We start from the raw sequence: 14050 nt of genomic DNA, 5'->3' as shown, positions 1-14050 counted from the left end.
GCTGCACCAATTGCCGGTTCGACGCAAGGAAGCCCGTACAGGCGCAAGCGGCGCGGCGCAGCTATCCCTCCTTTGGCGCCATCGACAACAGCTTCGCAGGCGCAGCGAACATCGTCATGCCCGGCTTGACGGAGCGTACGATGATCGCGCCGGCGCCCACCGTCGCACCATCGCCGACGGTGATCCTGGGAAGCAGCCGGGCACCCGATCCAATCATCACGTCCTTGCCGATCCGCACGTTGCCGGTAACATCGACCTGCGAGCTGAGCGTCGAGAACTCACCCAGAACGCTGTCGTGACCGACCCCGGAATAGTTGATGAGGGTCGCGAAGCGCTCGATCCGGGAATCGGGCATTGCCATGGTGTAGGGACACATGATGACGCCTTCCGCAATCGAGGCCGTCCGCACCACGGTGGCGGTCGGATGACGCAGCGTCGCGAACCGAGCACCCCGGGTCTTCAGCAATTCTACCACCAGCCGCTTTTTCGCCGGATCACCCAGCGCAACTAGGAACAGGTCGCCTGGTACTGGCACGTAGTCCTGCAGGGTAGCGAGCCGGGTCAGCTCGTAACCCGGCATGTCCGGTACCACGTCATCGATATAGCCCGCCAGCGCTGGCAGCGTGCCGGCGGAGAGACAGTCGCCTGCCCAGAAATAGAGCTCGCGGCCGAACCCGCCGGCACCGACCAGAATAAGACGTTCCCGTACTGCCATAATGCCGATCCCATGATTTCTGCTGATGCCACGCGTGAGGCCCGATCAGCCGGTCGCGTGCTGGTCCTGCCACCCCGCTCCGACCGGGTGAGCGCCACCCTGCTGCATCCACCCTGCCATGACATGGCGGAAAAAGGCGATCTTTTCCTCTCCCGACGAGAGATAGGGGGGCGGGGTTGCCGACCAGGTATCGGTGGGCACCCGCGCGCAGATGTCCGCATCCTCGGCAAAGACCTTGTGGTTCACTGATATGGAAGATTCGAAGAAGGTCTGCATCGCGTCCGGACTTATTCGAGGCGACAGCCGTGCCGGATAGAAGCGGCTGGTGAAGGCGGCACTGTTCTGATCGATCAACGGATAGAATTGCTGCAGCGAATAGGAATAGCCGAAGGTTGAAGTAAGGAAAGTGAAAGGAAAAAGGTGGATGGCAATATATCCTTCGCTCTGGAATTCGATCTCGAAGAAGCGACGCAGCGAGCGCAAACGGCGCTCGACCCGCTCGTCACCGACGCCAGCATAGGATATATTGTTGATCCCGTAATAGTGATCCCGAGCAGGCTCCATCTTGAGCTTATTCAGCGTCTGATTATGGATCACAGCAACGTGGTATTGATCGAGCGCGTTCTCGATCGCGATCTTCCAGTTGCACTGATAGGCATAGGTATTGAGATCGCCCCGCGTGCCGATGCTGTGCGAGATGCCTTCGAGAATCTCGCTGATCCCGGCAAGTTGTTCCTCGATCGCCATCGCCGGGCGTCGCGATACGAACAGGAATTCGCCGAGCCAATGCGTTTGGTAGGTGTTCAGACGCACATCGGACAGGTCGCAACTGAACGTCTCGCGCTGCGGAATGACCATCCGCCCCTTCGCGAACGACCATGCATGGTAGCGGCAAAAAAAGCGTTGCTGACCATGCGTGCCGTCGAAGATGCGGGTGCCGCGATGCGGACAGCGATTGTCGAACACAACCACGCTGTCTCCATCGTGAAAAGCGACCACCTCCTCGCCGGCCACCTGGAAAGCAAGAAAGCGGCTGGAGGTCGCAAGCTCCGATCGGTGGGCGAGGAGATGCCAGTGCGTTTCCCAGAGTTCGCGATCCATGTCGGCACCCGGTTCGTTGCGCACGGCTGGATTGTTGACCATTATGTCCCTATCTCGATCCATAATCTTTCGCGGCCATTACCCTCGACGACACGAGGTTGAAACCCTGCCTGGCGTCGTCACCATCCAAGCCGGAGGAGCAGGGGTTCTCCGCTGTGGTCGCGACGACGAAACGGGAACCACCGATGCTGCCGCGCACCAACTACTATCGTCCCGAAGCCCTGACAGACGAGGTGAACGCCCTGTTCGATCCCTTTTGGCAGTTCGGGGCGGTCACGACGGAACTTGCCGCAGACCGCGATTTCGTCTGCGTCGACTATCAGGGCACATCTGCGGTCCTGCAGAACTTCCGAGGCGAAATCCGGGCGTTCGCCAATGTTTGCAGCCACAGGTTCAACCGCATCCAGCCTGGCGAGCGGGGCAATCGGCCTCTGATGTGCGCCTATCATGGCTGGACCTTCGACAGCACCGGCTTTCCGCGCGGGATGCCGCGCCGCGAGGGTTTCGCGCTGGATGATCGGGAATTGCTGTGCCTGACCCGCTACGAGGTCGAGACCTGCGGCATCTTTGTCTTCTTCCGCAAGCGGACGGAAGGACCGTCGCTGCGGGAGTATCTGGGTGAATTCTATTCGCTGCTGGAGCAGATAGGATCCTATTTTGGACCGGAAATCGATAGCGGAACGTCACCGCACGCGGCCAACTGGAAACTGCTCGTTGAGAACGTACTCGAATGTTACCATTGCTCGGTCGTCCACCAGGATACGTTCGTGAAGACGCTGGGCGTCGGCAAGGCAGGTATCGAACAGGAACGCTTTGCCGGCCCCCATTCCAGCAGCCATTTTCCGCGGACTGCGACAGGCACGGAGAACCGGCGTCAAAAGGCACTCGCCTACCTGGACGCCCGTGAATTCGCCCACGACTCGTTCTTCCACATCTACATATTTCCCAACCTGTTCATCTCATCGACGCAGGGATTGTCCTTCTATATCGGCAATGCGCTGCCCCTATCGGCAACAGAGACCGGACTGCGCTTTCGCCTGTTCGAACCCAAGCTGGACCTTACCCGCGCGCAACGCGCCGCGCAGGACATGGTGAATCAATCGGGCAAGACGTTGGGCCGCGCCGTGATCGAGGAGGATCGCACGATCCTGGAAAACGTCCAGCGCGGCGTGACTCTGTCAGAAAAGCCGGGAGTGATCGGACGCGACGAGGTTCGGATTGCCGCGTTCATGCACGCCTATGAGCACCTGATGCGGGGTGGCTCACTTGGCGGTATAGCCTCCGTCGACCACCATGTTGCTCCCGGTGATCCAGCGCGAAGCGTCGCTTAGCAGGAACATCGCGGCATAGGCGATATCATCGGGCTGACCGAAACTCAGCATGTGCAGCGCTTCGTAGTTGCGCACCAGTTCGTCGCTGACCGTTTCCGTGAAGTCGCGGTGCATCGCCGTCTCGATGCCGCCCGCAACGATCGAGTTCACCCGGATTTTGCGATCGGCCATCTCGGACGCCAGCACGCGTACCATGCCGTCCACGGCAGCCTTTGCCGCGGAATAGGCGCTCATGCCGGGTCGACCACGCATCGACGATACCGACGACATGAAGACCAATGACCCGCCGTCTACCACGACGCCTTTTTTCGCCGCAGCCCGCGCAACCCCGAAAGCGCCGCGCACGCCCGCTGCGAAGACATCGTCCAGATGCCGATTTTTGGTGACGCGGGCCGGCAGGATCAACGCAGTACCAGCCGAGTGGAAGATGCCGGCGAAACTACCCTGTTCCCTGGCGATCGCCTGAACGAGGTCGGCGGTCGTCTCCGCGTCGCTCAGGTCGGCGGAATGGGTTGAGTGTCCTCCTCCGGCGAGAGAGGCGACAGTTGTGGCGAGCCGTTCCGGGCTGCGGCCAACCAGCGCCACGCGCGCTCCCGCTTCCGCCAGCCGGATCGCGGTATGCTGCCCCAGTCCCGACGAGGCCCCGGTCACGAGGAAGTGACGCCCCTCGAACGCGTCGCGCGCGAAGATCATAGCGTGATCGTCTCGCAGCAGCCGAGCGGCCCGATCCGCATCGATGCAGCGGCCCAGGAGTAGCCCACGCCAAAGCCGAACATCGCGACCTGCCGGTCGCCGGTGATCAGGGCATTCGCCACGTCGGTCGTCATCAGGAGCGGCAGGGTCGCGCTGCTGGTATTGCCGTAGCGATCGATGTTGATCGGAACCTTCTCGGGCGGAAGCTTTGCCTTCTTGGCCAGATGGCGGATCATGAATGCGTTCGCCTGGTGGAGCAGGAACATGTCGTAGTCGTCGACATCGTTGCCGGCAGCCGCCATCGTGTCCCTGACCAGCGACGGCACCGCCTTGAGAGTGAAGTTGAACACTTCCCCGCCATCCATAAACAGCTTGTCGAGCTGGCGCCCCTCGAGCTTGCCGGTCGCCTCGCGCTTGCGGAAAGCTCCTTCGGGTACGATGAGGTTGTCGGCACCCTGACCATCCGTTCCCAGAATGAACCAGGCAGGATCGGCGCCCGACGTCGTTGCCTCAACCGCAGTCACGGTTCCGGCGTCGCCGAAAAGCAGCGCGGTGCCACGATCGTCGGAGTCGTTCATGATACTGCTGGTATCGCCAACGGCGAGCAGGATCCGCCTGGCCGCCCCGGTCTGGACCATCATCATCGCCATCCACACGCTATAGGGATAGCCAGAGCAGCCCAGCGACACGTCGAATGCCAGAATGCCGGTGCGCAGACCCAGCCGGTCCTGCAGCACGCACGACGTTGCCGGCAGCCGGTAGTCCGGGGTCTGCGAGACGAAGATGATGCCGTCGACGCTGTCGCGTTCCCATCCCAAGCTATCAAGCAGCCGTTCGGCCGCAGCTGCGCACAGGTCGGACGTGGTGACGCCGTCATCAACCCAATGACGGGTTTTGACACCCGTCATCTTCACGACATCGTGAACCTTGTTCCCGAACCGTTCCAGGAAATGTTCGTTCTCGATGCGGCGGGACGGCACGCACGAGACCACTCCGACAATCCGCGATCCCGACGTGTGCGCGACCTGCCCGCTGGACACGGCTCAGGCCTCTCGGCGTGCCGCGATCAGACGATCAATGTCGCCAACCGTCTCGCACGAGGTCAGGGCGTCGGCACTGACCAATTCATCGAACTGCTCGTCGATCAGGGCGATGGTGGAGACTACCGCCAGTGAATCCCACGACGTATCCTCCAGCCGCAGGTCGGACGTGACCTGATCCGGTTCGATCTCCAGGATTTCGGCCAGTTCCTCGTAAAACGTACTCACATACTATCCTTTCAAGAGCTTTAGCAGACGATCGAGGCTCCCGCCCACGACAGTCCGACACCGAAACCGATCACCGCCAAGCGGCTGCCGGGCGCCATTTGCCCGTTTTGCCGCAGGTTTGCCAGCACGAAGGGGATGGTGGACGACACGGTGTTGCCGACATGCTCGTAGCAGCGGGGCAGCCTGTCGTCGGCAAGCCCGAGCTTGCGCTGCAGGGCATCCAACATGAACTTGTTGGCCTGATGCAGGACGACATGGTCGATATCGGCCTTGTCGACGCCGCTCGCTTCCAGCAGTCGAGCAAAGGTACGCGGTACTTCGCGCAATGAAAAGTTCATGACGTTGGCACCATGCATGAACAGATGCTCGCGCGAGCGGACATTACCCTGTGCGTCCGCTGTCGCTCGGGCGGTTTCCGGATCGCGCGGCGTGCGGAAACCGCCCGCCTCGACGATCAGGTCCTTGCCGCCCGACCCGTCGGTGCCAAACACGAAGGGACCGATCGTCGCCTCGTCGCTCGCCACGATCAGCGTCGCAGCGGCACCGTCGCCGAATAGAGTGCGGACGCTTTTGTCGCCCTCGTGGATGAATTTGGAATAGGTATCGGCGGTAAGCAGCAGCACCTGGCGCGCCGCTCCCGCCGCGATCAACCCGGCTGCCAGGGCCAGGCCGTAGACAAAGCCCGAACAGCCCAGATTGACGTCGAGCGCGCCGACGCGACGATCCAGGCCGAGCCGGTCCTGAAGCAGACAAGCCGTAGTCGGCAGCAAATAATCGGGCGCCTGGGTGCAGAGGATAAGAAAATCGACGTCCTCGCGGGCGTAGTCCCCGGCGGCAAACAGCTTATGTGCGGCATGAAAGGCCAGATCGCCGGCCGTCTCGTGCTCGGCCGCGACGCGGCGTTCCCGGATGCCGGTCTTGTCCAGGATCTTGTCCGCCGGCCATGCCGGGTAAAGATCGGCAAGCTGTTCATTCGACAGGACACGATCGGGCAGATGCGTCGCGATCGCCGCGATACGCGCGCCCACTGCTCGCCCTTCAGACTGATTAGCGGAAATCATCGGCCTTCAAGGAAAATTGTCAGGAGAATGACTGTAGCAGGCCGGAACTCCCCTTGTCCAAATTCCTCTTGCCGACCAACGAAGCGCTCGCACCGAACGAGAGGAAGAGTGATGTCGGCCGATAGCAGCGTGACCCATGTCCGTGCCCGGGATGGAACCGTGTCAGGCCGCCTGATCCGTCCACGCGACGCGTGTGATCTGCCGCTGCTGGTCTGTATCCATGGCGGCGGCAGCAATGGTCGGTATTTCCAGATGAAGGGTCGATCCTTGTCCGACATGGCGGCGGCACGAGGCTTCTGCGTGCTCCTGATCGATCGGCCCGGTCATGGCGGTACCCCGTTGCTGCCTGCGACGAACCCGATCGCCGGCTCGATTACCTTCATCCGCACCTTCATCGACGAAGTCCGTACGATGCTGGGGGAACAGGGTGAACGCGGCATTGCCCTGATCGGTCATTCGATCGGAGGCGCGATCGCTCTGCGGCTAGCTGCCGAGCGAGGCGATTGGCCGCTATTGGGTGCCGCGGTATCGGGCATCGGCACCACGTCACCAGCGTGGATCACAGCCATGTCGCTGCCCGACGATGTCATCCGGTTTACGCCTCCGGCCGCGTTTGCCGAGGCGCTGTTCCATGATCCGGATCGCACGCTTGACTGGAAGGCGCTGGCCTCACTACGTGCCGCGACCGAACCCTGGATCATCGCGGAGATCGCCGAGATCGTTGACAAATGGCCCGGACAGTGGCCGGCCGTGGCGCGGTCGATCGATGTGCCGGTCCATCTCAGGCTAGCCGAGCATGACCGGATCTGGGAAAGCGGCCACACTGCAGTAGTTCGCATGGCGGCCGCGATCGTTCGGGCTCCCTACGTAGATGCCGGCCTTCTTGCGAGCGGCGGGCATTTGTACGAGGCATGCCGGGAAGGTCCGGCACTGATCGCGTCACAGCTTGATTTTCTGGAACATTGCGCCGACCGGGCCGCCTAGGCTCTATCCGACTGTGGGTGCAAAGAACTCCGCCCGGCATTTCTCGATGAACGATCGTACCATCGCAGCTTCCATGTCCAATTCCAGCGTAATCTGCCGGAGCAGGAGATCGCGGGTATCGACCGCCCAGCCGATATCCTCCTCGCCATAGGCCAGCCCGTAGCGTTCCTCTTCGTAGGGAACCCATTGCTCGCGCGTCATTCCGGAACGCGGGACAACAATGGGGATGCAACCGCATAGCGCCGCATAACGCGCGTACAGGGTATAGGGATCGTAGGTGTAGAAATACTTGGTCCGATTGAATGCCTCTGCCTTTTGCCGATGCGATAACGGATCAATGAGGATCGAACCCCGTAGATCATGCACCAGCGGAATATCGGTACCTTTTCGAATGAGGTAGCATGACCCCTCTCTGTCTCCATAGTTGAATTGGCGATACTCCTGGTTCCACCATGTTATCGCAAGTCGATTGTCCTTGTAGTCGCCAAGTTCCGGATTGTAGAACGCCTCCTGATAGTAGAAGAACAGATCGTCCTGTCCGTAGTTCAAATGCTTGGTATGAAATCCGGGCTTGTGCAGAAACCATCGGGCGACATGGCGCGCGCGAAGCGGATTGCCGTTCACTGTTTCCGGATAGACGACCACAGTCTCGTCATTGACGTCTTCGATGCTGGCAAGCTTGGTGTCGAACGGACCGCAATCGAACGCACGACGGTGCGGAGCGAGATGGTACAGCAGCCAGCTGACATAGCGACGCGGATTGGTCCAGTTACGCCAATATTGCAGCCGGGGGCGATTATCGGGCCAGAGCAGCGCGGTTGCGCCCAGATCGGCGAGACGCTGGGCAAGCAAGTGAAGGACGACAACACCCCCGCTGCGATCGTCGAAGGAGGAGGTAACGATCACGAACTTCATGGGCGACCAGATATCCACAGGCAATGCATGGCCACCCGTCAAGGCGGCCAGACCACACCCGAACAGCGTGGCCGCGTTGCAGGACGGCCATCCTGCGTCAGGCGGACCAGCCTAGCAGGAGGCAGGATCGCCAGGAAGCCCCGGCATGGATCAGACACTCGATAGACAGGCGATCGGTGGCAGCCGCCCCGCCCAGCGCCGGCTCGTCACATCGTCGACCTACGAAGGGATCAACGGAACTGGCGATTCGCCAAGTGAGAGACTAGGTACGCAAGCAATTGGTTAGGAGCGCAAGCGCTAGGACGACAGTAGCCGAGCGACCTCGACCCGCCATCCGTACTTTCTGGAGACCCCGTGAACGACCCCATCTATGTGACGCGGCCCTATCTGCCGCCACTGGCGGAGTTCCTGCCGCTGCTGGAGACCATCTGGGAGCGTCGGATCCTCACCAACTCAGGTCCGCTTCACCAAGATCTGGAAGCGCGCCTAGCGAGTTTTCTCGAGGTTCCTTGCGTCTCGCTCACCAGCAACGGCGCGCTGGCGCTCACCGTTGCGATGGAGGCCGCGAAGCTGGAAGGGGAGATCGTCACGACACCCTATTCGTTCGTCGCAACAACCCATTCGGTCGTTCTGGAGAAGCTGACACCCGTCTTCGCCGACGTCCGGCCGGGTGATCTCAACATCGACCCGGCCGCGATTGAGGCGGCGATCACGCCGCGTACCAGCGCGATCCTGGGTGTCCACTGCTACGGCAATCCGTGCGACGTGGCCGCTATTGAGGCTATCGCCCGACGTCATGGCCTGACCGTGATCTACGACGCTGCCCACGCCTTCGGCGTCCGGCTGAACGGACAAAGCGTATTCGTGCACGGTGATTATTCCTGCATCAGCTTTCACGCGACCAAAGCCTTCAACACCTTTGAAGGAGGTGCGGTGACCACCAGCAGCGCAGCCGCCAAGCTGGCGGTTGATCGGCAGAAGAATTTCGGGATTGCCGACGAAGAGACGATCCCGACAGTCGGCACCAATGCCAAGATGAGCGAGCTAAATGCTGCGATGGGCTTGATCCAGCTCAAGCATTTCGCCCACGTTCGGCACGAGCGAGCACGGGTCGACCAGCTCTACCGTGCCGGGCTGGCCGGCACGGAAGGAATCACACCGCTCGAAATTCCGATGGGCGTAGAGTCCAATTACAGCTATTTCCCACTGCTGGTTGGTAAAGATTTTCCTTTGTCGCGCGATGGGCTGTACGAGCATCTGAAGAGCCAGGGCATCTATAGCCGGCGTTACTTCTTCCCCCTGATCTCCAACCTGCCGATGTACCGTGCCATGCCCTCCGCAGATCCCGGTAACCTACCGGTTGCCAACGATGCCGCGGCACGCATCCTGTGCCTGCCGATCTATCCCGATCTGGAAGATGCGCAGGTAGAGCGGATCTTGGATGCGATCGAGGCGGCGCGATGCAACGCGCCACAATAATCGGCCAGAGCGGATACACCGGCCCGTGCCCCCAGCGGCCATTGTCCTGAATGCTCCCTGGCGATAGCAGGCGGCTGTTCGAAGAGATCGGAAGGAAGCGGGCATCATGGCTGTATCGACAGTGAAACGGGGCCTGATCTCTGCATCTGCATCGGTTGTTTCGTCACTCGTCGCCGATCGGCGACGACGCGCCGGACTGGCACCGCCGATCACGCGGGCAGCGTTTCTGGCCAGCATCCCCGCTGCGTCGTCTATTCTGGAACTGGGGCCGTTCGACGCGCCCTTGATGCGCGGGGCCGGCGTAGCCTATTTCGATGTCCTTGACCAAGATGGATTGCGGCAGCGTGCGATCCAGGAAGGCCGCGATCCGGCCGGCTGCCCCAGGATCGACCATGTATCGCCTACGGGCGACCTGACGGTGATCAAGACCAGCTTCGATCAGGTCTTCAGCTCGCATGTGATCGAGCATCAGCATGATCTGGTGCGGCATCTGGCCGATGTCGCCAGGCTCATGCACGACGGCGGGCTTTATTGCATAATCGTTCCCGACAAGCGCTACTGCTTCGACCATTTCGCAGCGGAAACCGATCTTGCCGACGTGCTCGAAGCGGCTGACCATGGGCCGGCACGACGGGTCGAGCAGGCGATCGAGCATGTGCATTTCTCCATGGCACACAGCTCGGCGTTGAAGCACTGGCTTGGCCTCCATGGGCAACCCATCACCAGCGGAGAGGCAGCCCAGCGCCTGCTCGATGAAGACCTGCACCGATATCGCAGCGGAGAATATCGGGACATTCACGCATCCAAGTTCACCCCGGCGGGCTTCATGTCGGTGATGACGGCCCTTCACGGCACCGGCCGAAGCCCGCTGCGCCCCGTGGTGGTGCATGACACCCGCGTCGGCGAACAGGAGTTCTACGCCGTGCTGGCAAAGGCCGATCGGGCATAGTTCATGTCACACGGGCGGTGCGGCGCCCGCTGCCGACACGCGTCTAGTTTGCCTTTTGAGCCGTAATCCCGCATGGCGCGCCATGCGCCGCATCCGGCTCTCCGTACGCGAGGCATGATCCATGACCAGCGACAGAACCGATCTGCTCAGCCGTCGCGCCATGTTGGAGACGGCAGGGATCGGGCTGGCATTGCCGCTGGTGGGGGATAGTCCCGCCGCAGCGATGACGATGCCGAATGGACGAACGCTCGCCTCGTTCGCTGAGCTTGCCCGGCCGACCGGTGCGGAGGGGGTCGGCACCAAACGCGGCAGCCTTGCAGCGGTTGTCGAGGGCCTGCCGCTTGACGCCCGTGCTCACGGTGTGACCGGTGACGGACGAACCGACGATACAGCGGCGGCCCAGGCATTCCTTGATCATTGTGCCGCCCATGGGGGCCGGATCGCCTGGTTCGGATCGTTGTGCGTCCGCATCACCGGGCCGCTTACCAGCCGCGGCGTGGGCATTGTTTTTGATCCCGCAAGCTATGGCGCTGCCGATGCGCCCGGCTTCGTCGCGGCCGGATCCGGCTACACGGCATTGACGGTGATCGGGAGCGTCGCGGATTTCTGCGTCACCGTGACGGGGGAAGGACACGCCGATATCACCGAGGATGGCAAACTCGAGCGTGATCGCCGGCCGCGCATCAACGGCATTGCCTTTGGCACCGACCGCGACACCATGGGCATGTCGACTGTCCGTATGGCACGCGTCAACAATCTGGCCGGCTTCGGCGTTCGGCATGCGCAATGCTGGGATTCGACCTTCCTGTCGATCAGTGTCGAACGATGCGGCGTGGATGGAACCCACGCCTTCATCGTCGCGGGCGATGCGGAGCGAACCTGCAACGAAACCAGCTGGCTGCGTGTTCAGGTGGAGCAGCCGATCGGGGGAGCGATCTGGATCGACCCGGGTGTCCTGTCCTGCAGCTTCGTCAAGATCCACTCGGAACGTGCACTGGCCCGCAAGGGTGTGCCTACCTGGATGATGGGCGGCTCGTGCACCTATGACTCGGTACGCCTGACGGCGCATAATCCCGCCGAGGCGACTGCCCTGATCGTCAGCAATCAGGCCGACTTCCGCAATCTGCGTGCGGAAGGAGTACCTGTGTCCGTCAATGCCGGCGGCGGGGTGGTGAACCTTCAAAATCCTGGCGCCACGCTGCAGCCGGCAGCCGGGCAGAACGGAACGGTCAACGTCATAGGCGGTACGATTTCCGTGATGGGCATGGGCGGGGGATGGAACCTGTTCGGCTGCCGGGTCAGCCGAATGGAGATCGGCTTCATGCCGAACGAGGTGCGCGCCACCGCGACCGGCTGCACCATCGCCGAGCTGGTGGCGCAACCCGGAGCGATCCAGGGAGAACTGATCCTCTCCGCATCGCGCGTGGAAGCGGCGGCGATAACCGGCAATGACGGTCGATTGCGGGCACTTCACCTTCATCAAGCGAGTCAGCTGGTACCCCGTGACGGAACCCTGACCTGTACCGACCAGATGGTCACGGTGGATGCGACCTCGCAAATCATCGGCAATGTTGTATTGGAGCGGGCCGGTTTCCGGCTCGCCGGAACCGTCACCGGCGATCTGACAGTACGTGGGGCAGTCCACGATGCGCGCGCCGATGATGGCGGACGTGTCGGCGGACGGATCAGCGGCTGGGGTGCGCCCACTGTTGGGGGAACCACGGGCGCGTGGAGCGTGAACCTCCAGCCGGAGGCGGGTAGAATCGGGCAACGCCCTGTAATCGGGTGGCGTCACGCTGCCGGTGACTGGCGGCCAGTGCGGATGGATATCGAGCGTTGATGAAGATGTGGGGCAAGCACAGGCGTACTCGAACGCGCGCACGTCCCGGTCCGTCGATCGGCAGCGCCGGCAGGATTAGCTGGAATCTGATTGCCGCCACACAGGCCATCCTGCTCATGATGGTATTTGGTGGCCCGATACCCGGCCTGGCGGTGACGGTGCTGATTGCCGTTTCGGCGTTGATCCTGATCGCCGGTCTACCCTTTGTCGGCGACGGCAGTCACTGGCAGGAACAGCCACTGGGGCTCAGGGTGGGGCTGGTCGGCATCGCGCTGCTCCCCCTCGCTCAACTCGTGCCGATGCCTCCGGATCTGTGGCATTCATTGCCCGGACAGGTGGTTCGGCTTCGCGTCCTTGACGTCGCAGGCCTATCGAATACCTGGCAACCACTCAGCGTCACGCCGCTTGCTACCGCCGGGGCGGCGGTGATCGCCATCGCCTTTGTCGCACTGGTAGCATTTCTACTGGAACTGTCTGTCCCCGATCTGCGCCGTATCGCTTGGCTGATCCTGGCCATCGTTGCGGTCAATGTGCTGATCGGGCTGGTACAGGTATCGACGGGAGGGCAAGCGCTGCTCTTCTATGCAGCGTCCGACAAGGGGGCGTTCCTGGGATTCTTCGCCAACAAGAACCACGCCGCCTTTGCGCTCGCCGCGTCACTGCCGGTTGCCGCCTATGCGCTGGGCGCCAGGCATCATCCAAAGGGTGCGCGTACCTGGCTCGCCCTGTACGCCGGCGTCGTCCTCATCGCGATCGTCACCACCAACAGCCGCGCCGGGTTGGGACTGGGGCTCATGGCGCTGCTGGTGTTGGGCAGCCTCTATGTGCGCCGGGTAAGACCGATATACGTCCTCGGTATCGCCGCACTGGTCATCGTAGCGACCGTAGTGGTCAGCACCACGTCGGCCTTCGAAACGGTGTTCAGCCGCTTCAACGACGTCGACCAGGACCTGCGCTGGCAATTTCTGTGGAGCAGTTGGCCGCTGATCCGGCACTATTGGCTTTGGGGATCAGGGATCGGCAGCTTCAGCACGCTCTACGCCGCCAACGAGCCGTTGGCGCTGGTCAAACCCACTTACGTTAACCAGCTTCATAATGAGTACCCGCAATTGTTGCTGGAAGCCGGCATTGCAGGCGTGGCCCTGCTTGTCCTGCTGATCGCGAGCTGCCTCTGGCGGGGCGCGCATCTATGGCGCGACCCGACCGCACGCCTGCATCGCCTGCCACTCGCTTGTGGAGCCCTGATCATCGTCCTCGTTGCGTTTCACAGTGGAGTCGATTATCCGCTGCGCCGTCCGGCGGCATTGCCGCTGCTGGCACTGGCTCTTGTGCTCGTCATCCGCGCCGACGTGACCGCTTCAACCGGTCTAAGCCGGCCGAAACAGCGGGCTTGAGTTGCTGCAATCGCTCCTGCTAGCCCGGGGCAACGAGGTGGCGGTGCCGGCTTGGTCATTCGCAAGGGACGAAAAAGTGCTTTACCGGTGCGTTCTGGCGGCGAGTGTAGCCGTCCTTCTTTCCGCCTGCGCCGGCCGCAGCGATCTTCCGACCGGGGCCGACGCACTACCCGTCGCCAGCGCCATTACGCCGGTGACTACCCAGAATCTGGAAGAATATCGGATTGGTCCGCGTGACATATTGCGGATTGCGGTTTTTAACGAACCGGGACTGAGCTTCGACCAACTCACTGTTTCGAGCGGTGGAACCGTCGCACTGC

Annotated in this window: 14 protein-coding genes; 7 read left to right on the top strand and 7 right to left on the bottom strand. The window is 62.0% G+C overall.

The genetic code is table 11. From position 1 onward, the window contains the following. Window positions 1–61: 61 nt before the first annotated feature. Window positions 62–715: an acetyltransferase gene (locus tag ABC319_RS19660; RefSeq protein WP_413071966.1), complete on the bottom strand. Its 654-nt coding sequence runs from the start codon at window positions 713–715 to the stop codon at window positions 62–64. Between the two features lie 45 nt (window positions 716–760). Beyond that, a complete protein-coding gene (locus ABC319_RS19655; RefSeq protein ID WP_413071965.1) occupies window positions 761–1858 on the bottom strand; it encodes an aromatic ring-hydroxylating oxygenase subunit alpha in 1098 nt (365 codons plus the stop codon). Window positions 1859–2001: 143 nt separating this feature from the next. Between ABC319_RS19655 and ABC319_RS19650 the strand changes: the two genes are divergently transcribed. Continuing rightward, complete coding sequence (locus ABC319_RS19650; RefSeq protein ID WP_413071964.1) at window positions 2002–3147, top strand: aromatic ring-hydroxylating oxygenase subunit alpha; 1146 nt, start codon at window positions 2002–2004, stop codon at window positions 3145–3147. Here ABC319_RS19650 and ABC319_RS19645 read toward each other — a convergent pair. Genes ABC319_RS19645 through ABC319_RS19630 form a run of 4 tightly spaced genes read right to left on the bottom strand, consistent with a single transcriptional unit; the run spans window position 3079 to window position 6136 of the window. Next, window positions 3079–3840, bottom strand: coding sequence for an SDR family NAD(P)-dependent oxidoreductase (locus tag ABC319_RS19645; protein WP_413071963.1), 762 nt, complete (start codon window positions 3838–3840; stop codon window positions 3079–3081). The two genes, ABC319_RS19650 and ABC319_RS19645, sit on opposite strands and share 69 nt — an antisense overlap. Beyond that, window positions 3837–4880 carry a ketoacyl-ACP synthase III gene (locus tag ABC319_RS19640; protein WP_413071962.1) on the bottom strand — a complete coding sequence of 348 codons (1044 nt, stop codon included), beginning with the start codon at window positions 4878–4880 and terminating at the stop codon, window positions 3837–3839. The genes ABC319_RS19645 and ABC319_RS19640 overlap by 4 nt, the downstream gene beginning before the upstream one ends. Before the next feature lie 3 nt (window positions 4881–4883). After that, the gene (locus ABC319_RS19635) at window positions 4884–5108 is read right to left on the bottom strand and encodes a phosphopantetheine-binding protein (RefSeq protein WP_413071961.1); all 225 of its coding nucleotides are present in this window, start codon (window positions 5106–5108) and stop codon (window positions 4884–4886) included. Between the two features lie 20 nt (window positions 5109–5128). Next, window positions 5129–6136, bottom strand: coding sequence for a 3-oxoacyl-ACP synthase III family protein (locus ABC319_RS19630; RefSeq protein ID WP_413071960.1), 1008 nt, complete (start codon window positions 6134–6136; stop codon window positions 5129–5131). Window positions 6137–6280: 144 nt separating this feature from the next. Here ABC319_RS19630 and ABC319_RS19625 point away from each other — a divergent pair, with 144 nt between their 5' ends. Further along, window positions 6281–7153 carry an alpha/beta hydrolase gene (locus tag ABC319_RS19625; RefSeq protein WP_413071959.1) on the top strand — a complete coding sequence of 291 codons (873 nt, stop codon included), beginning with the start codon at window positions 6281–6283 and terminating at the stop codon, window positions 7151–7153. A gap of 3 nt (window positions 7154–7156) precedes the next feature. Here the strand turns inward: ABC319_RS19625 and ABC319_RS19620 are convergent, their stop codons facing one another. Then, window positions 7157–8068, bottom strand: coding sequence for a hypothetical protein (locus ABC319_RS19620; RefSeq protein WP_413071958.1), 912 nt, complete (start codon window positions 8066–8068; stop codon window positions 7157–7159). Window positions 8069–8422: 354 nt separating this feature from the next. On the opposite strand from ABC319_RS19620, the gene ABC319_RS19615 reads away from it, so the two are divergent. From ABC319_RS19615 to ABC319_RS19595, 5 genes are all read left to right on the top strand, one after another. Next, a complete protein-coding gene (locus tag ABC319_RS19615; RefSeq protein WP_413071957.1) occupies window positions 8423–9547 on the top strand; it encodes a DegT/DnrJ/EryC1/StrS family aminotransferase in 1125 nt (374 codons plus the stop codon). Between the two features lie 106 nt (window positions 9548–9653). Further along, on the top strand, window positions 9654–10496 hold the full coding sequence (locus tag ABC319_RS19610; RefSeq protein WP_413071956.1) for a methyltransferase domain-containing protein: 843 nt from the start codon (window positions 9654–9656) through the stop codon (window positions 10494–10496). Between the two features lie 223 nt (window positions 10497–10719). After that, a complete protein-coding gene (locus tag ABC319_RS19605) occupies window positions 10720–12336 on the top strand; it encodes a hypothetical protein (protein ID WP_413071955.1) in 1617 nt (538 codons plus the stop codon). Next, window positions 12336–13730: an O-antigen ligase family protein gene (locus ABC319_RS19600; protein WP_413071954.1), complete on the top strand. Its 1395-nt coding sequence runs from the start codon at window positions 12336–12338 to the stop codon at window positions 13728–13730. The genes ABC319_RS19605 and ABC319_RS19600 overlap by 1 nt, the downstream gene beginning before the upstream one ends. A gap of 1 nt (window position 13731) precedes the next feature. After that, on the top strand, window positions 13732–14050 hold a 319-nt coding region (locus ABC319_RS19595), incomplete at its 3' end, for a polysaccharide biosynthesis/export family protein (RefSeq protein WP_413071953.1).

This window comes from Sphingomonas phoenicis, from assembly GCF_047238005.1.
In the GTDB taxonomy this organism is placed as follows: Bacteria; Pseudomonadota; Alphaproteobacteria; order Sphingomonadales; family Sphingomonadaceae; genus Sphingomonas.
The sequence above is the reverse complement of the archived record's forward strand: the minus strand, read 5'-3'. Positions and strand labels throughout refer to the sequence as shown.